At 44.8% G+C, this 22862-nt stretch carries 21 protein-coding genes; 6 read left to right on the forward strand and 15 right to left on the reverse strand.

Annotation, left to right across the window (positions count from 1 at the left end; genetic code table 11):
* Positions 1–191: 191 nt before the first annotated feature.
* From C8R34_RS16870 to C8R34_RS05185, 7 genes are all read right to left on the reverse strand, one after another.
* Positions 192–725: an MMPL family transporter gene (locus C8R34_RS16870; RefSeq protein WP_258364366.1), complete on the reverse strand. Its 534-nt coding sequence runs from the start codon at positions 723–725 to the stop codon at positions 192–194.
* Between the two features lie 10 nt (positions 726–735).
* On the reverse strand, positions 736–1647 hold the full coding sequence (locus tag C8R34_RS16875) for a hypothetical protein (protein WP_258364367.1): 912 nt from the start codon (positions 1645–1647) through the stop codon (positions 736–738).
* A 134-nt stretch (positions 1648–1781) separates the two neighbouring features.
* Complete coding sequence (locus C8R34_RS05165; RefSeq protein WP_110338498.1) at positions 1782–2762, reverse strand: sulfite exporter TauE/SafE family protein; 981 nt, start codon at positions 2760–2762, stop codon at positions 1782–1784.
* Between the two features lie 170 nt (positions 2763–2932).
* The gene (locus tag C8R34_RS05170) at positions 2933–3133 is read right to left on the reverse strand and encodes a YbdD/YjiX family protein (protein ID WP_110338705.1); all 201 of its coding nucleotides are present in this window, start codon (positions 3131–3133) and stop codon (positions 2933–2935) included.
* A gap of 18 nt (positions 3134–3151) precedes the next feature.
* Positions 3152–5224: a carbon starvation CstA family protein gene (locus C8R34_RS05175; protein WP_110338500.1), complete on the reverse strand. Its 2073-nt coding sequence runs from the start codon at positions 5222–5224 to the stop codon at positions 3152–3154.
* A gap of 87 nt (positions 5225–5311) precedes the next feature.
* Entirely contained in the window at positions 5312–6694 is a 1383-nt protein-coding gene (locus tag C8R34_RS05180; RefSeq protein ID WP_110338502.1) for a DASS family sodium-coupled anion symporter, read from the reverse strand.
* Positions 6695–7747: 1053 nt separating this feature from the next.
* Positions 7748–7948 carry a CsbD family protein gene (locus C8R34_RS05185; protein WP_110338504.1) on the reverse strand — a complete coding sequence of 67 codons (201 nt, stop codon included), beginning with the start codon at positions 7946–7948 and terminating at the stop codon, positions 7748–7750.
* 403 nt (positions 7949–8351) lie between these two features.
* On the opposite strand from C8R34_RS05185, the gene C8R34_RS05190 reads away from it, so the two are divergent.
* The 3 genes from C8R34_RS05190 (at position 8352) to C8R34_RS05200 (ending at position 9642) form a co-directional block, all read left to right on the forward strand.
* The gene (locus C8R34_RS05190; protein WP_110338506.1) at positions 8352–8645 is read left to right on the forward strand and encodes a hypothetical protein; all 294 of its coding nucleotides are present in this window, start codon (positions 8352–8354) and stop codon (positions 8643–8645) included.
* Positions 8646–8910: 265 nt separating this feature from the next.
* The gene (locus C8R34_RS05195; protein WP_165872528.1) at positions 8911–9306 is read left to right on the forward strand and encodes a transposase; all 396 of its coding nucleotides are present in this window, start codon (positions 8911–8913) and stop codon (positions 9304–9306) included.
* An 18-nt stretch (positions 9307–9324) separates the two neighbouring features.
* The gene (locus C8R34_RS05200; RefSeq protein WP_110338510.1) at positions 9325–9642 is read left to right on the forward strand and encodes a hypothetical protein; all 318 of its coding nucleotides are present in this window, start codon (positions 9325–9327) and stop codon (positions 9640–9642) included.
* Between the two features lie 47 nt (positions 9643–9689).
* Here C8R34_RS05200 and zapD read toward each other — a convergent pair whose 3' ends face one another.
* From zapD to C8R34_RS05225, 5 genes are all read right to left on the reverse strand, one after another.
* Positions 9690–10445, reverse strand: a complete 756-nt coding sequence (zapD, locus tag C8R34_RS05205; RefSeq protein ID WP_110338512.1) for a cell division protein ZapD — start codon at positions 10443–10445, stop codon at positions 9690–9692.
* Between the two features lie 119 nt (positions 10446–10564).
* The gene (coaE, locus tag C8R34_RS05210; protein WP_110338514.1) at positions 10565–11167 is read right to left on the reverse strand and encodes a dephospho-CoA kinase; all 603 of its coding nucleotides are present in this window, start codon (positions 11165–11167) and stop codon (positions 10565–10567) included.
* Positions 11168–11170: 3 nt separating this feature from the next.
* Positions 11171–12031, reverse strand: coding sequence for an A24 family peptidase (locus tag C8R34_RS05215; protein ID WP_110338516.1), 861 nt, complete (start codon positions 12029–12031; stop codon positions 11171–11173).
* A 42-nt stretch (positions 12032–12073) separates the two neighbouring features.
* Complete coding sequence (locus C8R34_RS05220; RefSeq protein ID WP_110338518.1) at positions 12074–13297, reverse strand: type II secretion system F family protein; 1224 nt, start codon at positions 13295–13297, stop codon at positions 12074–12076.
* A 188-nt stretch (positions 13298–13485) separates the two neighbouring features.
* Positions 13486–14388, reverse strand: a complete 903-nt coding sequence (locus C8R34_RS05225) for an SDR family oxidoreductase (protein WP_110338520.1) — start codon at positions 14386–14388, stop codon at positions 13486–13488.
* Positions 14389–14437: 49 nt separating this feature from the next.
* Between C8R34_RS05225 and C8R34_RS05230 the strand changes: the two genes are divergently transcribed.
* On the forward strand, positions 14438–15493 hold the full coding sequence (locus C8R34_RS05230) for a CDP-6-deoxy-delta-3,4-glucoseen reductase (protein ID WP_110338522.1): 1056 nt from the start codon (positions 14438–14440) through the stop codon (positions 15491–15493).
* 28 nt (positions 15494–15521) lie between these two features.
* Here the strand turns inward: C8R34_RS05230 and C8R34_RS05235 are convergent, their stop codons facing one another.
* The 3 genes from C8R34_RS05235 to hemC all read right to left on the reverse strand — a co-directional run bounded on the left by C8R34_RS05235 (position 15522) and on the right by hemC (position 18582).
* Positions 15522–16676, reverse strand: coding sequence for a heme biosynthesis HemY N-terminal domain-containing protein (locus C8R34_RS05235; protein ID WP_110338524.1), 1155 nt, complete (start codon positions 16674–16676; stop codon positions 15522–15524).
* 170 nt (positions 16677–16846) lie between these two features.
* On the reverse strand, positions 16847–17623 hold the full coding sequence (locus C8R34_RS05240; RefSeq protein WP_110338526.1) for a uroporphyrinogen-III synthase: 777 nt from the start codon (positions 17621–17623) through the stop codon (positions 16847–16849).
* A 2-nt stretch (positions 17624–17625) separates the two neighbouring features.
* Entirely contained in the window at positions 17626–18582 is a 957-nt protein-coding gene (gene hemC / locus C8R34_RS05245) for a hydroxymethylbilane synthase (RefSeq protein WP_110338528.1), read from the reverse strand.
* 124 nt (positions 18583–18706) lie between these two features.
* On the opposite strand from hemC, the gene ppc reads away from it, so the two are divergent.
* Together ppc and C8R34_RS05255 are read left to right on the forward strand one after the other, a co-directional pair.
* Complete coding sequence (gene ppc / locus C8R34_RS05250) at positions 18707–21502, forward strand: phosphoenolpyruvate carboxylase (RefSeq protein ID WP_110338530.1); 2796 nt, start codon at positions 18707–18709, stop codon at positions 21500–21502.
* Between the two features lie 52 nt (positions 21503–21554).
* Positions 21555–22859 carry a pitrilysin family protein gene (locus C8R34_RS05255; RefSeq protein ID WP_181415477.1) on the forward strand — a complete coding sequence of 435 codons (1305 nt, stop codon included), beginning with the start codon at positions 21555–21557 and terminating at the stop codon, positions 22857–22859.
* The last annotated feature ends 3 nt before the right edge of the window (positions 22860–22862 follow it).

Here is a 22862-nt window from a genome sequence, read left to right on the forward strand (position 1 = left end):
TCAAACGGCTCCTGTCCTCCACCATGCGATAACTCCCGTTTGTACAAATTAGTGAGCTGCGGACGTAATTTCTCCCATTCAATCAAGACATCAATTTTCATCAGTACACTGTCTCGCTTCAATCGCTGTGCCAGTTCCAGTGTTCCAAAACTCATCTGCATCTTTTGCCCCAACCGTCTAGTCTATTACCTTTATTTTAGTCGGTTATTGCACTGACAGGGGAGGTTGTGCAGGAGTCTTAGGGCTGCGACCGTAGCTACCAAAGCGGCAGCATAGGTTAATTTGTGCCACCTCAAAGAGAACTCGAGTACTTTACCCACAGAACGCTTTGCAACCGATTTCGTTGGTTTCCGTTTCGGCAGATAACGTAGTAATGCGGGACCAATGGTAAGTGTAACCAGCAGACTGACGATCATACCTGTGCCGGAAATGATTCCTAGCTCTGCCACTCCACTATAATCAGTCGGTATGAATGCATAAAAACCAATCGCGTTGGTGATCGTACACGCAGTCAATGCCGCCCCGGCATCGCCACCGGATATATGGATGGCATCGGTAGGTGGGAGGCGGTTCTCCAGAACCTCACGATACCGCAATAGAAAATGGATAGCGAAGTCTGCTCCCAAGCCAATATACAATACCGCAAACGCGATAGAGATCACATTGAGGTGACCGACCACAGCAGTGGCAAATGCCGCGGTTAGAGTAGCACCATCATCAGGCAAACCAGTACGTTCAGTATGAGTCCGCCGGCACGCATCGCAAAAAAAGTACGATGCCTACCATAATGAACGTGATTATCCCGGCATATTCCATGCCGCGCAGTGAGCTGTTGAATTCTTCATCAGCCAACGCCACCTCGCCGGTAATTCGTAGCCGGATCGGACCATCCTCTGTCACACCGACGCTTTCTGCCGCTGCATGCAGGGCTGCGATAGATTGCTCAGCTGGAAATAATTGAGAATAATCAAGTCTTGGTTTGATTACGATCAACTCCTGGTATTTTTTCTTCTGCGATTCACCATTGAACATGGTTTGCCATGACAATGCTCTAGGCGAACCGTTAAACCGAGCATCCAGCGTTGCATTGACTCCATTCAGCACGGGCCGAAGTTCGAGGTTGCGCCCTTTATTCAATTCTTCTACTGCATCGGTGAGCACGTCAGCAAAGGCAGTCAAGGTAGGATCCCGGGTGATGCGAGTGATCAAAGGCTGTGCCGCTGCGAAACTGTCAGTAATGCGTTCAAGTTCCGGGATACTTTGGTAGAACAAGCCGTTGCGTGCAAAAAAATCATCTACTCTGGGTAAATAAACATCGTGAAAATTTTCGGCGTCCTCTTTTAGTCGCTTAGCCAAGCGCTCCGTTGTCAGGCGAACCTGTTCGGGTGTAGGCGCATCCAGTACGATGAGCAGCGTTTCGATGTCCTGCGAGAACGTTTTGTTGTAGTGCTTCAGGTTGACGCGAAATGGCAACTGCTCGGAGAGCATATCGGTGGTATCGGTATTCATACCCAGGTTGCGCGAAATATAGGTGCCGCTGACGATAGCAATGAGTAATGCCACTAACAGAACCCATAAAGCATATCGATAGGAAAAGATAGTCCAGTGCGCAAAAGCACCGTGAATGCGGCTATGTGAAGTTTCCACTATTGTTGTTATCCTGCGACAGAGAAGAGAAATCGGAATGATCAATAATTGCGCTGTTCTGGCCAAGTGCAGCCCATAACCGGAGCGTATTAAAAAGGAATATTTTGCGGATTTGTTGCCGGAAAGCTTTTAATTTACAGCGTAATGAGAGCCTTATAAAGGTTATAAAGGCTTATTGTGGTAATTAAAACGCCCACAAGTATCAATAAGGTGCGTGCGTGAAATTTCTTGCATAAATAAGCTGCAAAAGGTGCTGCAAATAGCCCGCCGAATACCAAACCCACAATCAATGGCCAGGTGTCCGTTTCCATTAATAAAGCAAAAACAGCCGCACTGGTTAATGTCAGAAAGAATTCTGCAAAATTGACTGAACCAATCGTGGTACGTGGATCAGTACCTGTACCGACTAAAGTGGTTGTAACAATGGGACCCCAGCCGCCACCACCCGCTGCATCCATGAATCCCCCAAAACATGCCAGTTTGCCTACATGCTTAGGGGCCTCTTTGCGAATACTTAGCTGACGGAAGGCTTTGCTAAGGATGTAAAGACCAAGCAATATCAGATAACCGGATATAAAGGGTTTGAACAATGCGCTATCGATGTGAGTGATTAATAGTGCGCCTAATATGCCTCCAAGCATTCCGGGTACCAGCAGACGGGTAAATAATTGTTTATTGACGTTACCGAATTTAGCATGAGCAATGCCTGAAACGCCGGTAGTGAAAATTTCAGCAATATGTACACTGGCACTGGCTGCGGCAGGACTTGCGCCGGATGCCAGTAAAAATGTGGTCGCAGTGACGCCATAGGCCATGCCTAGAGCACCGTCGATTACCTGTGCGAGAAAACCGACGGCAACGGCACTCCAGAAAATTCTGCTATCGAGCGTACTATTGATAATCTGCCAGCTATCGCTCCATTCCTGTGCAAGAAAAAAACGGCCGATCAAAAATGCAATGAGTAGAATTAAAACAATAACCGCAAACCAGACAGCAGCTCGTAAAAAAGGATGCGCATCCAGATGTGATACTGTGTCTTCAATAGGCGGCAATCCTAATTGCTGATGTTCTTCATTGACCGGATTGGGAGTCAGGTCAAGATTGCGAATTTTCATAGGGCTATTTTTTTATTTAAAAACGTACGGCAATATAACTAAACTTGAGAAAAATTTTAAATAATATTAGGTAATATGCTTATAACCAGTTAGTGGAGAAAAAACCGCAGCTAAAGATGAGAATCAAGCTCTCTCACTGTTTTTTACTGCGCGCTTCGATGTGAGACTTCCTAACAACAACGGCTGATTTTCCCATTGCCGCCATACCGCGCTTCCTGACGCTCGCGGAAAAATTCCTCATGAGACATCACGGGGCGATCAGGATGTGCATTTCTCATGTGCGCGACATAAGTGCTGTATTCCGGCACGCCGACCATCAATCGCATGCTTTGTGAGAGTTGACGCAGGGTTCGAGTAATTTTGTTGATCATCATTCGTTTCTCCAGTGTTTATTTCTCAGTAGTTGCATAAACAGGTGATAATTCAAAGGGCGCTTCTTTGGTAGTTGGGTGGTTGGCGACACGCGCTTGCAACACAGTTTTGATTCCAAAAAACAGCATACTGATGAGCACCGCCATAAAAAGGCCAGCCAGTGATGCGTTTACATAATCATTGAAAATAACCTGCTGCATTTGCTCGATCGATTTGGCGGGCGCCAGCACGATACCTTCCGCGACTGAATCCCGGTATTTATCGGCATGCGCCAGAAAACCGATGCGCGGATTAGCGTCAAAAATCTTTTGCCACGCGGCGGTCAATGTGCACACACAAACCCACGTCACCGGGATAATAGTTACCCAGGCAAAACGATCAAGCTTCATTTTAAACAGCACGCAGGTACACAAAATCAGCGCAATACCCGCCAACATCTGATTGGAAATGCCGAACAACGGCCACAGCGTATTAATACCGCCTAATGGATCAACGACACCCTGGTAGAGAAAATACCCCCAGCCGGCGACGCAGATGCCGGTGGCGATCAGGCTGGCAACCAACGAATCGGTACGCTTCATCGCAGGGATGAACGAGCCCAGCAAATCCTGCAACATAAAACGTCCGGCGCGGGTTCCGGCATCCACGGCAGTCAGGATAAACAGTGCCTCAAACAGAATCGCAAAGTGATACCAGAAAGCCATCATCGCGGTACCGCCGACAACTTCCGACAAAATCTGCGCCATACCAACGGCCAGCGTCGGGGCGCCACCGGTTCGTGAAATGATATTATGTTCGCCGACATTCTGTGCGGTTTGAGTAATCATCTCGGGCGTGACATAAAACCCCCACTGCGCGATGGTTTGTGCAGCCGATTCCGCCGTAGTGCCGATGATTGCCGCTGGACTATTCATCGCAAAGTAGATTCCCGGCTCCAACGTTGCTGCAGCAACCAAGGCCATGATGGCGACAAACGACTCCATCAGCATCGCGCCATAGCCGATAAAACGCGCATCGGTTTCCGTCTGAATCATCTTCGGCGTGGTACCGGAAGCGATCAATGAATGAAAACCGGATATCGCACCACAAGCGATCGTGATAAACAGAAAAGGAAAAAGGCTACCCGACCACACCGGGCCGGAACCATCGACAAATTGCGTAAAAGCTGGCATTTTCAGTTGCGGTGAAATAACGATGACACCAATCGCTAACCCAACAATGGTGCCGATCTTCAGGAAAGTGGATAAATAATCGCGCGGCGCCAGTAATAGCCAGACCGGCAAGACGGAAGCAATAAACCCGTAGGCAATCAGCGCCCACGTCAATTGCTCGCCTGTCAGCGTAAAAATCGCGGCCAGCGCAGGATCTTCCTGTACGTATTGTCCGGCAACAATCGACAGCATCAATAAAACAAAGCCGATAAGTGAAACTTCACCAATCGCGCATGGACGAAGATAGCGCACATAAACCCCCATAAACAAAGCGATGGGGATGGTAGCAGCCACCGTAAAGGTTCCCCACGGGGATTCGGCCAGCGCTTTGACCACGATCAAAGCCAACACCGCGAGCAAGATCAGCATGATAAAAAATGCACCAAACATCGCAATCATGCCGGGTACCTGTCCAAGCTCCGACTTGATCAAGTCACCCAGCGAGCGGCCATCGCGCCGGGTCGACACAAACAATACAATGAAATCCTGCACCGCCCCGGCAAATACCACGCCGGCCAACAGCCACAACATGCCAGGCATGTAACCCATCTGCGCCGCCAGGATCGGCCCTACCAACGGCCCCGCTCCGGCAATCGCCGCAAAATGATGACCAAACAACACATATTTGTTGGTCGGCACATGATCCAGACCATCATTATGCTTGTAAGCCGGCGTCATACGCGTGGCATCCAGTTTTAGCACGCGGTTTGCAATAAACAGACTGTAAAAGCGAAAAGCGATGATATACACGCATACCGCTGCGATGACGATCCAGATCGCACCGATGGATTCACCGCGATTAAGTGCGATCACGGCAAAAGCGGATGCGCCGGAGAGAGAAACTAGTAACCAGCCGAGTTTATGGATTAGATTATTCATTTATTTTCCAGGAGGAAGGAGAGAAGTTACGAAAAATGTCAGAATTGTAATAGGGTATCCGCACCATTGCGTAATCTCGTTAACCAGTTATACCACCCAAAAATAACAAACCAGCGTAATCACTGCAACGCCGATAAAATTCAGTGTTAATCCTTCTCGTGCCATGTGGGCGATGGTGACATGACCGCTGCCGAAAACGATGGCGTTGGGTGCTGTTGCGACAGGCAGCATAAATGCGCAACTGGCACTCATCGCGGCGGGTACCATCAGCAAGCTGGGCTCGATGTCTGCTGCAAGCGCTGCGGGTGCCAGTATCGGCATCAATAAAATGGTTGTTGCAGTATTACTGGTAGTCTCAGTCAAGAAAGTTACCATCAACGTAATCAGCGCGATAATAATCAGCGGGTGTAAGCCGGCAAGAACAGCCAATTGCTTGCCGATGAAGCTAGAAAGGCCGGATTCGACGAAAGCTTGTGCGATGGCAATTCCTGCAGCAAATAAAATCAGAATACCCCAGGGTATTTTTTCAGCGGTTTTCCAATCGAGCAGCTTACCGCCGCAGCCGTTAGGGACCAAAAACATCGCCACGACAGCGATCAATGCCACGATCGCATCGTTGGCCCCTTTGAGATCAAACCAGGTGCTCCAGCCACCGAAAGGTTCCTGGCGTGTAATCCAGGCTAATGCGGTTATGCCGAAGATGATCAACACGCGTTGTTCTTCCGGTCGCCAATCACCTACCGGTGGGATTACCAGCTCCCCGCGATAATTCAGCTTGCGTGTCAGCCACAGTCCGGCGAGTGGTATAAAAAGGAAAACGACCGGCAATCCCCAACTCATCCACTGCGTAAAACTGATTGTTGTGCCGGTAAATTTTTCATACTGCTGCATGAATACTAGATTAGGCGGCGATCCAATGGGCGTGCCCAAACCGCCAATACTGCTGCTATAAGCGATTGCTAATAACAGTGGAACGGCTAATTTCTTATCAGGGCTTTGTGCAATCACTGCCAACGCAATCGGTAGCATCATCAATGTCGTCGCGGTATTGGATATCCACATGCTGAGTGCCACAGTCGCAATCATAAAACTCAGCACGATGCGGCGGCTGCTGGTTCCCCCTACCAGATTGATCATCCCCAATGCGATACGGTGATGTGCACCGGAACGTTCCATCGCCGCGGAGAGGATGAATCCGCCGAGCATCAATAGAATCATTTCGTTGCCATAAGCTGCCGCTATTTTTTCCTGCGGTAAAACACCGACAAGCGGAAGAATCGTTAATGGAATGATGGCCGTGGCAGGAATCGGGATAGGCTCAAATATCCACCATACAACACATAGAATCGCTACGGCAGCGGTCCAGCAAGCTTGCATTTCCCAACTGGATTGGTTCATGCCATATGCAATTGCGATTGCAAGCAGAGGGCCGGCGATCAAGGCCCACTGCCGATTGGGGGTGATGGTCATGAAATGATTAAGGTTAAGGGGTAGAAAACAGTAACGGGAGACCCTGCAAAAAAGAACCTAGCTTCTTTTTCTTTCCGCATCATGCCGGAGCGCAATTAGCACGTCAATCAATGTATACGAGTACAACATCATTGGATGCACCTTTTCTCACAGCGAATATAAAGGCAGCGTTCTTAAAATTTATATCAGCAGAGACATTGCAGGACACATGATTTTATCTGAAGCGCCTTCAGTTTGGATTGTAGACCATGGCGTGTAAGGTCGATCAGTTGATCGATTCGGACTGAGGAAGTTTTCTTTGCTTGTGCGGTGGGTGACATCAAATTCAGAGAAATTCATGCGCAACATTTCAATACCGTTTTTTAAAAAGTAACCGCAGCATCGGGATATTGCCCCGGAATTGTAACCGTGTAGAGGACTCAGTATTTTTAATCCGAATTCTAAAAAATAGCGTTTTGCAAAAGTCCATCCAGTGTTATATGTCTCGGAAAAGATGGCGTAATGAGCTTTGATTTGTTAGATTACAGAGCCTGTTCTGCTCTGAGAGGAGCTGCATTTGTTCTATTGTGTATTAGGTTAACTATCAATTGAGCTATCCAGCTCCTTGAACGCAGAATGGAATCTAATACAACATTTTTGAAAGGGAAAAATCCATGAAAAATCATTCTCAACTGAGAATGCTGCTACTTCTTGTCATGCTCCTATTCGCCGCGAGTTTTTTCTTGGTGAAGCCAAGTTTTGCTTCTATCTATAGGTACAATAACAAAATCTAATTTATCTGGAGCTTGGCAAATAACACTGACAGGAAATACTGGATGCGATTTAGTGAGTATGCTTGTCAATGTCACACTTGACGCAACTGGCACAGGTACCATGCTGTGAAGCAAGAAATGGTAACAAGAAGCAGTATACAAAAGAATTTAAAACGACCATAAATCAATTTCGAAGAGATTAAATGATTTGCTACAGCTAAGCAGAAGACTCTCAATGACCATCGTATAAGTCAAATCTCTGGAAGTCCCCGACAAAGCCGGGGGCTTACTCACTGAGTTATTATTTCCATTTACCAGAGAAATCGTCAACTTGCTTCTCAGCTTCTTCTTTTGCTATTCCATATCTTTCTTGGATCCTGCCAACTAATTCCTCACGTTTTCCTTCTATTATATCTAAATCATCATTAGTCAATTTGCCCCATTGTTGCTGTGCCTGACCCTTGATTTGTGTCCAGTTACCTTTGATTTGATCCCAATTCATAATGAGTTTTCCTTTCAAAATTTATAAATTAATGAAAATAGTCAGACATTATTAAACTAACTTTATCTAAATGCTGACATGTTTGAATAATGGCGAAAAAATATAATCTCGTCGGTACGTTTGCGAACATAGCGCTCTTTAGCAAGAGCGGCGTCGCAAAATTATCTGAACTCATGGAAAGGAAAACGCATGAATTTAGTAACAAAACAGTAACAGGAATAATTGAATTGATGTCTCCGTTGGAATATAGTGGGATAAATTAATTCTTAAGAATGTACCCTTCCGAACAGACGACAATTTTCTTTCATATATGATTACTTACAAAGATCTTCATGAAGATAAAAAATGAAATCTTTTTGATAAGTTTTAATATCATTAATTTTACAAAGTGAGCATATATAAAATGAATAAATTAAAGAAAATTTCTGTAGCAACAATCGCTAGTGTATTAATTATATTTGCAGGTGTAGCTTGTTCTGCTAGCGATAGGGCTGAAAAGGAAGCTGATCGACTGGAAGATAGAGCAGATCAAATTCGAAAAGAGGACAAAGAAAATAGAAAAGCAACTGAGAAAGCTGGCGAAGCAATAGCCGATCAAAAGGAAGAAGAAGCTAAACAATTAAGAAAAGCTGCTGAAGATAAGGCTGATAGAATGGAAGATGATGCCGATAGAGTTAGAAAAGCCACCGATAGATAATTTTAGACTCTGGTGACATAAGCATAATGATTAGGCTGTCTCTTGAGGGGATTTTCACCCAAGCCTCTCTTACTTATAATATATTCAAAGCTTACCGTAGAAATACGGTGAGCTTTTTTGTTGCCTTATCACTCCCCTCAATGGCCCCAAAGCAAGAAGGATTCTGCGAAGAATAACTATCTGAGACCTTTGCACGGTCAGAGTCAGTTTCAGGTGCGATTGATGATATGATAATGTTTATAATCATATTGTTGAGTTAATGAATATGAATTTTTCAGAACTTGATGTCATCCGCCGCACTCGTAAAGGAAACTTTCTCAATCAAATCGATCAACTGATCGATTGGGCACCGATAGAAAAAGCAATCGCCCGGCATTATGCACCTGCATCAGATGCCGTAGGCCGTCCGGCCTATCCGGGATTACTGCTATTCAAAATGCTATTAGCAGGAATCTGGCATGGTGGTCTGAGCGATGAAGCGTTAGAAGACATGGCTAACTCGAATCTGCACGTCATGCGCTTTTTGGGTTTGTATCTGGAAGACGACGTGCCGGATCATTCGGTATTATCGCGTTTCAGAACCCGACTGACCGCAGCTGGCGCATGGGATGGATTGCTGGCGATAATCATAAGCAGATACAAACGTACGGCGTCATGGTAACCCAGGGATGTCATGTGGATGCGAGCATCACACACAGTCCGCAAGCCTAAGAACAAGCCGTCCTATGAAGTGATTAACGGCCGCGAAGACCGGGACGATGAAGCAGATGCCCAAGCGGCCATGCGCGTGATCGATTGGAGTGGATGGATTGATTCAACAATTGAAGGCTGCTGGATGCAATCGGATATGTCTCATCGGCAGAATTTGAAAAGGCGTATTATCGCCAACAGGAAGAGTCAGCTGATGCGGTTTAACTCAAGAAAACATGTCTCCAGAAATGCCGGAGCGATTCAACAGAAAAATTCTCGAGGATGTGAATATGCCATTGATATATAAATATAATTATTGGGGTTCGGGTGTTGCTGAGATGACTTGGGATATCGTTACAGATTACAAAAAGTGATTTCAAATGATACATCACCTTCATATGCTTTGCTTCTTTGGCTTGATTGAGAAGGGGTAAAGCGGATATTTAGCGCGTATTTATTCGCGCTGATTTCAGGCACACAAGGTAGATCATCATTTATGGTAAGTCTTAGCATATGCGCTGCATATTCTGATCCAGTTAGCTGAAAAACCCCTTGATTCGCGGTGACTCTTGAGGTTCTACCACTTTTTCTTAATAAATAAAGCACGATTCCAAAAGCATTACGTACAGGTTGAAATGGCGTCAGCCAACCATTAAAGTCCTCGTGGCGATGAGTAGGATCTAAATTCAACCAATAATGATAGAAAGGTAAGTCAAATGCACAGCAACCACCCGGAATTCCGACTCGTTGTTTGATTGCCATTAACCATTCATTTTCGCGCAAATGTTCGCCAACCTTTCCAGGCAGATCGAGCATTTCTCTAAAAGTTATTTTAATACTATCCAGCACTTCATTAAGTGCTGTTTCTGAGACATTTGGATTCTTGCGTAACATCTCAAGTATTTGTTTCTGTCTCTCAAGTTCTTGCAATAAATCTGACTTGATATCTGCACGACTGGTAATTTCAAGAATCTCAAACAATGCAATCAGTGAAGCATGATGTTCAATGGCTGAGTCTTTATTTGAAAAGAAATCGATTTTATTAAATAAATCTTCTAACCGTAACAGAGTACGGATACGCTCATTCAGTGGGTGTTCGTAACAAATCACAATAAAGATGCATCACAAGGAAGATTAGAAGACTCGAATCTTGCCCGAAGCAGACTCATTTCACAAATAAAAGTTTAATTTTTCAAAGCAATCATTTATTGCTTTCTCTATGTATCAGGCTAATTCTTTGCAAGAGAAAGATATTGGTGGTGCAGATGAAGTACTTGTATTCTTAAACAATCAATATCTTGGTTATTGATGATAATGTCATCCGCTCTCTGTAAGCGAATTTTTCGTGAGATCTGTGTTGCCATGATGGTTCTTACCTTTTGTTGCGGCAAATGACTACGTGCCATAGTACGTGAGAGTTGTTGCTGTTCATCACAATCGATGACCAGAGTTCGTTGGATGATATTGCTGTAGTCATTTGTTTCAAACAATAATGGCACAACGATGATAGCGTAGGAAGAATGAACCTGTTCAATTTGTAGTGCCGTCTCTTTAAGAATATGCGGATGAAGGATTTTTTCGAGCTTGAGCCGTGCAGCGCTATTTGAAAAAATCAGGTCGCGCATTTTGTTTCTATTCAGAGCATTATCAGGGGTAATGAAACTATTTCCAAAGGCTTCTTGTATCATGTGAATGGCTGATCCGCCCGATTCGGTTAGTTGTCGAGCAATTACATCGGTATCAATAACGTCAATACCTAAATCAGAGAAAAGTTTACTGGCACTTGATTTTCCGCAGCCGATTCCTCCGGTGAGTCCAACGATAAAAGTCATTAATTAAAACAATCCTAAATATACGTGGTTGAGCTTATCACCCCAGAATAAAGCAACCAGGGCTCCTCCAACCAGATAGGGGCCAAATGGGATGGGGATGTTTTTTTTGAGCTTAGCGGCAATAATCAATCCAATACCAACGATAGCACCAATCAGTGATGAAAAAAGAATGACAAGTGGCAGCATGGTCCACCCCAGCCATGCACCGATAGCGGCTAGCAACTTGAAATCACCATATCCCATACCTTCTTTTCCTGTGATCAGTTTAAAACCCCAATAAATCGTCCACAAGGAAAGATAGCCTGCCATAGCGCCAATAATCGCAGAATGGATGTCAGTAAAGCCATTATCCATATTGATGAGTAAGCCCATCCATAACAAGGGCAGTGTTATATCATCAGGCAGCAGCTGTGTATTGATATCAATGGCAGCCAATGCAATTAATGCCCATACAAAAATTAACGCTGCGATCGTGATAAAACCAAAACCAAAATACCAGGCAACAAAACCACTCATAAAAGCTGTTACTGCTTCTATGGCAGGATAACGCAGAGAAATATGTGTATGGCATTTAGAACAGCGTCCTCGCAAAGCAAGATAGCTAATAATCGGAATATTTTCCAATGCGGTTATTTTATGTCCACAATGGATGCATGCTGAACGGGGAGTAATGAGGTTAAATGTGGGTTGTGATTCAATGGACTCACCACGTAACTCGGCACATTGCTGTAGCCAGTTTCTTTGCATCATTTCTGGCAGGCGGAATATCACGACATTCAAAAAACTACCGATCATCAATCCGATGATAGTAGCGAATGAAACAAAAAACGAAGGTGTATCTTGCAAGACAGATATGAATGACATGGTGAACTGTTTCAGTAAAAGATGAATTCTCGAAGATTGAGTTTAACCAACAACCATACCCATTTTAAAGATCGGCAAATACATTGCAACGACCATGCCACCGATTAGTGTTCCCAGTACGACCATTATCACCGGTTCCATCAGGCTTGCAAGTGCAGCAACGGCATCATCTACTTCTGCTTCATAGAAATCAGCAATCTTGCTTAACATGGAATCAAGGGAACCGGACTCCTCCCCGATAGCAACCATTTGGACTACCATGCTGGGAAATACATTGGCGTTGGCCATAGCAGACATCAAGCTATTACCTGTACTAACTTCAATCTGAATACTTTTGGTTGCTTCGTAATAGATATAATTCCCCGCTGCACCAGCAACGGAATCCAATGATTCAACCAGAGGGACGCCTGCAGCAAACATAGTTGACAGTGTGCGTGACCAACGTGCAATCGTGGCCTTACGAATGACTTCTCCGAAGACCGGCAGCTTGAGTACCAGCCGATCCATAATGCGCTGCATTGCAATGGAACGTTTCCATGTATAGAAGAAAGCATAAATCCCACCGCCCAGAATACCTAAAATGGCCCACCAATAAGCCACGAAGAAATCCGAAATAGTCATTACCAACAATGTTGGGGCGGGTAGCTCAGCGCCAAATCCTTCAAAAAGATCTTTAAAAGCAGGGATTACAAAAATCATGATGACTGCGGTAATGATAAAAGCAACCACAATAATTGAGATAGGGTAAAAAAGTGCAGATTTGATTTTCCCCTTAATGGCCTGAATTTTTTCTTTGTAAGTTGCTAAACGGTCTAATAGGCTGTCTAAAATACCCGCAGCTTCTCCTGCTCCAACCAGGTTGCAGAATAAAGCATCAAAGTAAAGTGGATATTTGCGAAATGCATCGGCCAAATTACTCCCAGTTTCCACATCTGCTTTAATATCCATCAGTAATTTGCCCACGGCACGATTGCTGTGGCCCTTGCCAACTATGTCGAAAGCTTGTAGTAGTGGTACACCGGATTTCATCATGGTAGCCAACTGACGTGTAAATAGCGTTATATCCTTATTCGTAATTTTGCCGCTGGACTGAACTTTCTTTATTTTGGTTACTTTAATACCTTGGCGACGGAGTGTGGAAGTAACAATAACCGTTCCGGCTGCGCGCATTTCACCTTTTACTTGTTTGCCGGCTTTATCCTTTCCTTCCCACGAGTAATTAGTTTCTTTTAATTTTTTTTCTGTATGTGCTGTTACTGTGGCCATAATAGATCAGCTCCTTAGAGATTCAGAATACTCATGAAGAATCAGAATATTGTAAAAATTCAAACTTACTATGGTAATTAATAGTGAAGCTTAAAAAATTATTCTGAAGTTGTGCGGAGCTTAACGGCACAGTTTTATAAATTCTGAGCGTGCATTATCGAAAATTGGTATACGCATGGAACTGAATTTCAAATCTTTTTGATTTCCAGCTTGGCCGCCTTGATGCCTTCCAAAACGGTTGAATATACCAGGCGAACATGCAATTCTTTTTTCATGCGTGAATTATTAAGTTGCCTGGATTCTTTCATGAAAGAGAACATGCCAGGTGATATACGTTCTTTGGCTTCATTGCGGGTAATGCGCAACGGGTGAGAAAAACCGAAATGATCTGCAACCAGATCAAAATATTCTCCCATTTTTAGATGGGAATCATCAGTCGTGTGATAAATTCTACATGGTTTTGCATATCGCAACGCTGCACAAATTATCCGAGCAAGATCATCAGCATGGATATGATTGGTGTAACTGTCTTCGTCATCTAATAATGCAGGGTGGCCTTCGCGCAAGCGTGTTAATGGCAGTCTGTTTGCTGCATAAATGCCAGGCACACGTAAAATGGAAACAGAAATCCGATTTCGCTTTCCCCAATGGCGAATTTGTCTCTCGGCATCAACGCGCCGTATCGCACGATCATTTTCTGGACGAACAGGACGTGCTTCATCAATAAGCGCGCCATCACAATTTCCATAAACCCCGCTGGTACTGATATAGATAAGGCGTTGTGGTAAAATCGCCACATGTGTTTTTGTTCGTTTGGAGAGTGCAGACAGTAAATGTGCAGTCCTGCGGTCGTATAGCCCTTGGTTGGGCGGAGGAGCCAAGTGTACTACCAGTTGTGCAATTCCAGCGAGTCTCTCAAGACTCTTCGGGCAATCTAAATTTCCGTAAATTGGAATCATGCCATGTGATCGCAAACGGTCAGAGCTATCTAAGCTACGATATAAGCCGAAAATTCGGTAATGTTTTTGTAATAAAGGCGCTACACGTAGGGCAATATCACCACAACCGACAATTAACAGTGTTTTTTTCATATAAGCTATTTGTTTCTAATTATTGTATTTTTTATTTGCCCGCCACTCAATGTTGCATCAAATCATTATTCAGCCCAGTGGGCATGTTTTAAAAGTCGAATCCGGTGAAACCATCCTTGAAGCAGCTTTGCGCGAAGGTTTCTCACTGCCCTATGGCTGTCGCAATGGCTCCTGTGGCATTTGCAAAGGCAAAATCATACAAGGCACGGTGGATTACGGGCGTTATAACGCAGAAACCTTGACTGAAGAAGAAAAACAAGCCGGTATGGCGTTATTCTGTTGCGCTTCTCCATTATCCGATCTTGTCATTGAATGTCATGAAATTGGCGCTACTAAAGATATTGAAATTAAAACATTGCCGTGTCGTGTGCATAAGCTTGAACTGGTTGCCCCCGATGTGATGATTATTTCTTTGAAACTTCCGACTAATCAGCGATTACAGTTTCTTGCCGGACAATATATCGACATTCTGCTCAAAGATGGAAAACGCCGCAGTTTTTCTCTGGCGAATGCCCCCCATGATGATGAATTTCTGCAATTGCATGCGCGTAACTATCCTGGGGGAGCATTTACTGAGCATGTGTTTACGAGCATGAAAGTTAAGGATATGCTTCGTTTCACCGGACCTTTAGGTTCGTTCTTTTTACGTGAGGCGCCTGAAGAGACTCCGATCATCTTTTTAGCGAGTGGTACGGGGTTTGCACCTGTCAAAAGTATTCTTGAGCATATCTTTTTTCAGGAAAGTAGTCGAAACAATAAAAGAAAAATGATTCTTTACTGGGGCACTCGTACAAAAGCTGATTTATATTTGATTGAGTTAGCAGAAAAGTGGCAGAAAGAACATGATAATTTTACTTTTATTCCTGTCTTGTCTGAACCATTGCCAATTGACAACTGGACGGGGAGAACAGGTTTAGTGCATCAAGCCGTAATGCAGGACTTCCATAGTTTAAAAACACATCAGATATATGCTTGCGGTGCCCCTGTCATGGTAAAAGCCGCCTATCATGACTTCACCAATCAATGTAGTTTACCTAAAGATGCTTTTTTCTCTGATGTGTTTACGCCGTCAACCAGTAATCCCGAAGTCACACAAGAATCCTAAGGATTATTTTAGCTTAATTGTTTAAGCGTCAATTCAAGCCCTTTATATAATGATCCATCGCTAATTCACGCTTACCTAATTTTTCATTTAATTGAGCTAGTGCAAAATGAGCCTTTTGCCCAGGTTCAACAGACAAACTTGCTTCTAGATAGTTCTGTGCCTTACCCCACAGCTCGCAATATGTGCATAGTTTGCCCAATGTGAGTAGCAATTGTGCATTATTGGGATGCGACCTGAGCCAAACTTCAGCACACTCAATTTGCCTATTAACGTGATAATCCAGGCACTCTGCATAAAGTTCGATCAGTTCGTTATCCCATGTAATTGGAACATTCTGCTCAATAATTCGATGCGCTGTAGCGCAGTTACCCAAAGCAATGTATGCGCGTGTGGCTGCAACAGCGAGCTTGCTGTCCATTTTCTCCAGAGGAGACATGTGCTGCCAATACTGGTCCAGCGACTGCAAATCAGAAGCTTTACTTCTGATATTTTCCATTTGCGCATCATGTCTTAATTTTTTCACTAAAATTTTATTGGTTGATTGACGCTTTGCGAGTACATCAGTTAATTCTAAAACCGCGTCCCAGTTTTTAGCTTGTTGCTGAGCTTTCAGCTCAAGCTGAAGCGCGGAAGATGGTTGTAATCCGCCCTTTGCATACAATGATTGCAGCGTCTCCAGTGCTTCTTTATGAAGACCATCATTCAATAAAAAATCAGTTTTAGCGATAAGGCACAATGATTTCTCACTAGGTGCTTTATTAATTGCTGTGACGAGATATTGATCACGTGCTTTAGTTTCACCGAGCTCATTGGCTGAGCGCGCTGCAATAACAGCACTAATCGCTGTCATTATAGGTACATCGGCTAACTTTAAAGCAGTAGCGGCATTTTTCTGAGCTCTGGCATAGTCACCTTCAAAGTAGGCTTTGAGTCCAGTCACTAACATAACATCTGTTTTTTTATGACGATGTCGTTGGCTGAATCCAAAGATCCCCAACAAAAGTCGAACCAACATATAAAAAGCAAAAAATACTGCTATTAACCCAATAATGAAGTGATCAAGTGACAGTTTTTGCTCATAAGGCGGCATTACTAATAAAACATGCCCTGTAGTGTATTTGGCAGCAAGTGTTACAGCTACAGCAGCAGCAAAAAGTGCCAATAGCCAGAGTATCAGTTTCATATGTTCTCCTCGTTACGGTAGAATCGACAATTGTTGGTATTGAGTCGTGGATGACAAATTACATGAATGCCAATAATGGCGGATAAAAGCGACGTGATGGAATGTCCTGATTTAGCTTTGTTCTGAGTGCTTTCTTCCATATCTTTTTCTTTAAGCTGTACTGCTTTTGATTACGAATTAAAGTACATCTGCAGGCTTTCTAGCAAACCCTTATCTCCAGTAAGCGGTGTTTTCACAATTCTTTCCAACCCAAGATCTTTTGCGGTTTGAGCAATACGTTCATGCGCTGTAAAAATCGGGGTCAATTTCAGTAATTGTTGGCCAAGCTTACCTATTATGTCAAATAAATTATGCAATCCTTCGCTACTGGTGATAATCACAGCGTGTATCCCGCCTTGTGACCAAGCAGCCAATAATGGTGCTATATCGATATCTGGCTTTTTGCGCTGATAACATTCGGCATACTCAAGAAACGCGCCGCGTTGCATAAGTGTGTCGCCCAATAATTGCCTGCCACCGTTACCACGGAAGATAACAACGCGTTGATCGGTCATGTTCTGTAATTGCTCTTGCTTGAGTAATGCTTCACTATCAAAATGTCCAGTCGGAATAAGTACTTCGTTGATATCATACTGTCTTAAAGTATCTGCGCTGCCTTTTCCGACAGCGGCAATTCTCAAATGAGAAGGCAATGCACGCTGCTTTCTGATCAATTGCATGGTCTTGTTAACCGCATTGGGGCTGACAAAAATCGCCCAATCGAATTCATCCAGGCGGTTAATTAAATCAATCAAGGGAGTTAAATCTGTTACATCTGCTATTTCCAGTACCGGAAACAAAATTGGGTTACCACCCATAGCACGGATGCCATCCGCAAGAAATGCGCACTGATGCGCTGGACGAGTAACCAGAATATTTATACCTGTGAGTCGTTTGCTTACGTGCAACGCTATTTCCAACCATCGGCAGAGACTAAATCAGCCAGAATTTCATCGGCGCCTTGTGTAATTAACTTTTGAGCTAATTGTTGTCCCATAGCAATGCCCGTTTCTGGTTGACCATCTAATGAGCCGCTGACCATGCGTTTACCGTCAGGCTGCGCTACGAAGCCACGCAATTTAAGCGTGCCACTGATAACTTCAGCAAACGCCCCCAGCGGCACCTGACAACTGCCTCCCAGCACGCGACTCAGGGCGCGCTCCGCTTCGACACAATAAGCAGTTTCCTGGTGGTGTAACGGCTGCAAAAGCTCAATCAAGTCTGTTCGGTCGGATCGACATTCGATCCCCAAAGCACCTTGTCCTACCGCAGGCAAACTTTGTCCCGGATCCAGCAACGCTGTGATGCGATCGGACAATTCAAGTCGCTTGAGGCCAGCTGCAGCCAGAATGATTGCGGCATACTTTCCTTCATCGAGTTTGCGTAATCGGGTTTGCACATTGCCGCGCAATGGTTGCACCTGAAGTTGGGGAAAGCGTGCACGCAACTGACTTTCACGCCGCAAACTGGATGTACCAACGATGCTACCTTCCGGCAATATATCCAGACTGGTATATTGATTGGAAACAAAAGCATCGCGTGGATCTTCGCGCTCAGTGATGGCCGCAAGCCTGAATCCTTCGGGCACATTCATGGGCATGTCCTTCATAGAATGCACTGCGATATCGGCTCGGCCATCTTCCAGGGCTTGTTCCAGTTCCTTGATGAATAGTCCCTTCCCACCAATTTTTGATAGAGACTGATCAAGTATTTGATCACCACGTGTTGTCATGCCGAGTATGCTGATTTCAGTTTGCGGGTATAATTCGCCTAAACATTTTTGAATAAACTTGGCTTGCCACATCGCAAGCAAACTTTCTCGTGATGCAATAACGATTTTCTGGGGAAATAAAAGTGAATTGGGCATTAATAATATAAAATGAAAAAATTACAAAAAATTCTTAATAGTGACCATTTTAGCATGGTCGGTACTGACTTTGCTTGTTACAAGTATGTGCCGGATTCATTTTTAATCGTGAGCGTGTAATGCAATGAATGCTGCTGATTCTGAAAATAATGGTGCCCAAAATGTACTGGCGGATGACAAAGATCTGCCATTGCGTGAAGATATTCGTTTTTTAGGACGTATGCTGGGCGATACGTTACGTGAACAGGAAGGAGATAATGCTTTTGAACTGGTCGAAAATATACGCCAGACTGCGATTCGCTTTCATCGGGATCAAGACCCAAAAGCGCGATATGAACTTGATGCAATTCTCAATCGGTTGAGTGATAAAGACTCATTGCCAGTTGTTCGCGCATTCAGTTACTTTTCATTACTTTCCAATATCGCCGAGGATGTTCATCATAACCGGCGGCGGCGTGCACACCTTCGTGCGGGATCCTCACCGCAGGCCGGCAGTGTTACTTTGGCACTGGAACGCGTGCTGGAAAGCAAAAAAGATACTGCAGTGTTGGTCGATTTTTTTAGAAAGGCAGTTATTTCACCGGTTCTGACAGCACATCCAACCGAAGTCCAACGCAGAAGTATCTTGGATTGCCAATTAGCCATTGAGCGCTTACTGAAGGAACGCGCGCGTACCGAGCTAACACCCAATGAGTTGCGCCATAATGAAGAAGGCTTGCGTGCCACCATTCAAGTCTTGTGGCAAACGCGCATGTTGCGTCCAACTCGTTTATCTGTCTATGACGAAATTGAAAACGGCCTGGCCTACTATAGCTATACTTTTTTGACCGAGATTCCCTATATCTATGCAAAAATAGAAGACTTGCTTGAACGCCATCTGGGTAAGGATGCGCCTTATGTCACTTCGTTTTTGCGCATCGGCAGCTGGATTGGCGGCGATCGTGATGGCAACCCTTTTGTGACACATGAAGCGATGTTGCGTGCCGTCGAGCGTCAGTCAGCACTAGCTTTGGATTTTTATCTGGATGCGGTAAATAAGATTGGCCGCTCAATGAGCCTCACTGAGCATTTGGTGAAAGTCAGTGACGAGGTAAAAGAATTGGCGGTGGCGGCACCAGATATCCCTAACCGGTCTGATGAACCATATCGGCGGATTTTTCTCAGTATCGGAGAACGCCTAGTCGCAACTTCTCAACAATTGGGACATCAACTTACACAACATAACCCGATTGATACCGGTAAACCCTACGCCGATAGCGCTGAGCTTTTGCGCGATCTCGATGTGATTATTTACTCGTTGAAACAGCACAAATCCTATTGGGTGGCACGTGGTGCGTTGCGTAATTTACGTCGCGCAGTTGATGTATTCGGTTTTCACCTGGCGCCACTGGATATGCGCCAGCATAGCAAGATACACGAGCAGGTCGTGGCCGAATTATTCGAACACCATGAACAGGGTAAGCATTATTTGGAATTGAATGAGCGAGAACGTATTGAATGGCTGTTGGCAGAAATCAGTCGGTCACGTCGGGTACTTGCTTCCTATGCAGATTATTCCAAAATAGCACAATCCGAGTTGTACATTTTGCAGTGCGCGGCAGAGATTCATCGCCGTTTTGGGCGTGTGGCAATGCCCAATTACATCATCTCCATGACAACCGGCGTTATCAATGTACTGGAAGTAGCCTTGCTGCTGCAGGAAGTAGGCCTGCTGCAAGCTGGAGAAGATCCTCAACTGCATCTGAACATTATTCCACTATTTGAAACGATTGCAGATTTACGCAGTTGCAGCGTTATCATGGATCAGTTGTTCTCACTGTCATATTATCGCAAGCTTTTGAACTCACGCGGCAACGTGCAAGAAGTCATGCTGGGGTATTCCGACAGTAACAAAGATGGTGGTTTTATCACGTCGAACTGGGAAATTTATAAGGCTGAGATTGAACTCACCAAAGTTTTTGCCAAGCACAGCGTTGAATTGCGCTTGTTTCATGGCCGTGGTGGCACGGTGGGTCGAGGTGGCGGCCCCAGTTATCAAAGTATTCTAGCGCAACCGCCAGGCAGTGTTAACGGTCAGATACGCGTCACAGAGCAAGGCGAAGTCATCAGTAGTAAATATGCGGAACCTGAAATAGGTCGACGGAATCTTGAAACGCTGGTGGCCGCAACAATGGAGGCAACATTGCTGAGCCATGATTCTATCGGCACAAATGCAGACCGGTATTATCAAGCAATGGAAAGGCTTGCATCGGCTTCTTTTGCAGCTTATCGCGAGTTGGTATATGAAACACCAGGGTTTAAAAAATTCTTTTTGGAGTCTACACCTATCCGGGAAATGGCAGGACTGCACATTGGCAGCCGGCCGCCATCGCGCAAGAATTCGGATGCCATTGAAGATTTACGTGCCATTCCTTGGGTATTTAGCTGGAGCTTAAGTCGCATGATGTTGCCAGGGTGGTATGGTTTTGGCCATGCAGTGGAAGCCTTTGTGAATCGTGATGATCAAGCTGGAAAGGGGTTGGCATTATTGCAAGAGATGTATCGGGAATGGCCTTTTATGCAAGCATTATTGTCCAATATGGACATGGTGTTGGCCAAGACGGATATGGGTATTGCCTCACGGTACGCGGAATTAGTCGATGACGTTGTATTGCGTGAGCAGATTTTTGGTCGTATCCGCGAAGAGCGGGCGAGAAGTCAGAAATGGCTGTTTGCCGTGACCGGACATACTGAGTTATTGCAAGACAATCCAACGTTAGCGCGCAGCATTCGCAATAGAACGCCTTATATCGACCCGCTCAATCATTTGCAGGTGGAGTTGCTGCGTCGATACCGATCCGGTGAAGATAGCGAGGAAGTCAAACGCTCTATTCATCTGACTATCAATGGCGTGACGGCAGGATTGCGCAACAGTGGTTGACCGGTATTTTTACAAAACATTGCTCTTGATGAGTATGTCGTAGGAGGTTTAGGTGCAGTTAAAGCGATTTGTTTTTGTCATGTTGTTAAGTTTCTATTCTCAATGGGTGCTGGCTTCACTGCCAATCCAATACTGGCAAACGTCTTCCGGCACACGGGTATATTTTGTTGAGAATCATGATCTGCCGATGCTTGATATCAGCGTGGAATTTGCTGCGGGCAGTGGCATGGATACACCGAGTAAGTCGGGTCGTGCCAATCTGGTTCGGCACTTGTTGAGTATGGGAGCGGGCGGTCTGTCTGAAGATCAAATTACAACCGCTTTAGCGGATGTTGGTGCACAGTTGAATAGTCACTTTGATCGGGACCGTGCAGGTATTGCGTTACGTACTTTAAGCAGTGAGCGAGAACGCAAACAAGCGTTAGGTATATTGGCGCGCATTATCCAGTATCCAGAATTCCCTCAGAATGTACTGGCTCGAGAAAAAGCCAGGATTACTTTGAGTATTAAAGAATCGAGTTCTAAGCCTGATTATATTGCTGAGCGCGAATTGATGAAAATGCTGTATGGCGATCATCCCTACGGCCTGAATGATGTAGGTGAAATTAATACCGTCAACTCATTGCAACGAGACGATTTACTTGCTTTTTATCGATCTTACTATGTTGCCAGCAATGCAGTGATCGCAATTATTGGCGATGTTAGTCGGCTTGAGGCGGAAGCGATTGTGAAATCGTTAACGGAAAATTTGTCTTCCAATCAGCAGAAAACCGAAGTGCCGGCAGTGCAAATTCCCGCAGCAGGTATAAAAAGAATTTCCCACCCAGCAACGCAAAGTCACATTCAACTAGCCTATCCAGGGCTACGTCGAAATGATCCTGATTACTTTCCCCTTTTGGTCGGAAATCACATACTGGGCGGCGGCGGATTCGTTTCGCGCTTGATGGAAGAAGTTCGTCAGCAGCGTGGCTTGGCTTATAGCGTTTATAGCTTCTTCTCTCCCTATAAAGAACAAGGGCCATTTCAAATCGGCTTGCAGACAAAAAAAGAACAATCAGAGGAAGCATTTGCATTAACTCAGAAAATACTCACAGATTTTGTTAGTGGAGGCCCGACAGAAGAAGAATTGATAGCCGCCAAGCAAAATATTATTGGCGGATTTCCACTGCGGATAGATAGTAATAGCAAAATACTCGGTTATCTTGCCATGATTGGTTTTTATAATTTGCCACTCACTTACTTAGCAGATTACTTGGTTGCTGTTGAAGCAGTGACAACTGAACAGATTCGGCAAGCATTCCAGCGGCGAATCCAGCCTGATGGTATGGTGGCTGTTATTGTGGGTGCAGTTGAATAGAAC

The sequence above is a fragment of the Nitrosomonas sp. Nm84 genome (genome assembly GCF_003201565.1).
In the GTDB taxonomy this organism is placed as follows: domain Bacteria; phylum Pseudomonadota; class Gammaproteobacteria; order Burkholderiales; family Nitrosomonadaceae; genus Nitrosomonas.

What these genes read in the sequence shown, in the direction of transcription:
- C8R34_RS05185 (WP_110338504.1), bottom strand. Translation starts at nt 7,948, where the DNA reads ATGAATTGGGATCAAATCAAAGGTAACTGGACACAAATCAAGGGTCAG.
- C8R34_RS05235 (WP_110338524.1), bottom strand. Translation starts at nt 16,676, where the DNA reads ATGAAACTGATACTCTGGCTATTGGCACTTTTTGCTGCTGCTGTAGCT.
- hemC (WP_110338528.1), bottom strand. Translation starts at nt 18,582, where the DNA reads ATGCCCAATTCACTTTTATTTCCCCAGAAAATCGTTATTGCATCACGA.
- C8R34_RS05195 (WP_165872528.1), top strand. Translation starts at nt 8,911, where the DNA reads ATGAATTTTTCAGAACTTGATGTCATCCGCCGCACTCGTAAAGGAAAC.
- C8R34_RS05190 (WP_110338506.1), top strand. Translation starts at nt 8,352, where the DNA reads ATGAATAAATTAAAGAAAATTTCTGTAGCAACAATCGCTAGTGTATTA.
- C8R34_RS05175 (WP_110338500.1), bottom strand. Translation starts at nt 5,224, where the DNA reads ATGAATAATCTAATCCATAAACTCGGCTGGTTACTAGTTTCTCTCTCC.
- C8R34_RS05220 (WP_110338518.1), bottom strand. Translation starts at nt 13,297, where the DNA reads ATGGCCACAGTAACAGCACATACAGAAAAAAAATTAAAAGAAACTAAT.
- C8R34_RS05200 (WP_110338510.1), top strand. Translation starts at nt 9,325, where the DNA reads ATGCGAGCATCACACACAGTCCGCAAGCCTAAGAACAAGCCGTCCTAT.
- C8R34_RS05230 (WP_110338522.1), top strand. Translation starts at nt 14,438, where the DNA reads ATGTTGCATCAAATCATTATTCAGCCCAGTGGGCATGTTTTAAAAGTC.
- C8R34_RS05170 (WP_110338705.1), bottom strand. Translation starts at nt 3,133, where the DNA reads ATGATCAACAAAATTACTCGAACCCTGCGTCAACTCTCACAAAGCATG.
- C8R34_RS05215 (WP_110338516.1), bottom strand. Translation starts at nt 12,031, where the DNA reads ATGTCATTCATATCTGTCTTGCAAGATACACCTTCGTTTTTTGTTTCA.
- C8R34_RS05225 (WP_110338520.1), bottom strand. Translation starts at nt 14,388, where the DNA reads ATGAAAAAAACACTGTTAATTGTCGGTTGTGGTGATATTGCCCTACGT.
- C8R34_RS05180 (WP_110338502.1), bottom strand. Translation starts at nt 6,694, where the DNA reads ATGACCATCACCCCCAATCGGCAGTGGGCCTTGATCGCCGGCCCTCTG.
- coaE (WP_110338514.1), bottom strand. Translation starts at nt 11,167, where the DNA reads ATGACTTTTATCGTTGGACTCACCGGAGGAATCGGCTGCGGAAAATCA.
- ppc (WP_110338530.1), top strand. Translation starts at nt 18,707, where the DNA reads ATGAATGCTGCTGATTCTGAAAATAATGGTGCCCAAAATGTACTGGCG.
- C8R34_RS05165 (WP_110338498.1), bottom strand. Translation starts at nt 2,762, where the DNA reads ATGAAAATTCGCAATCTTGACCTGACTCCCAATCCGGTCAATGAAGAA.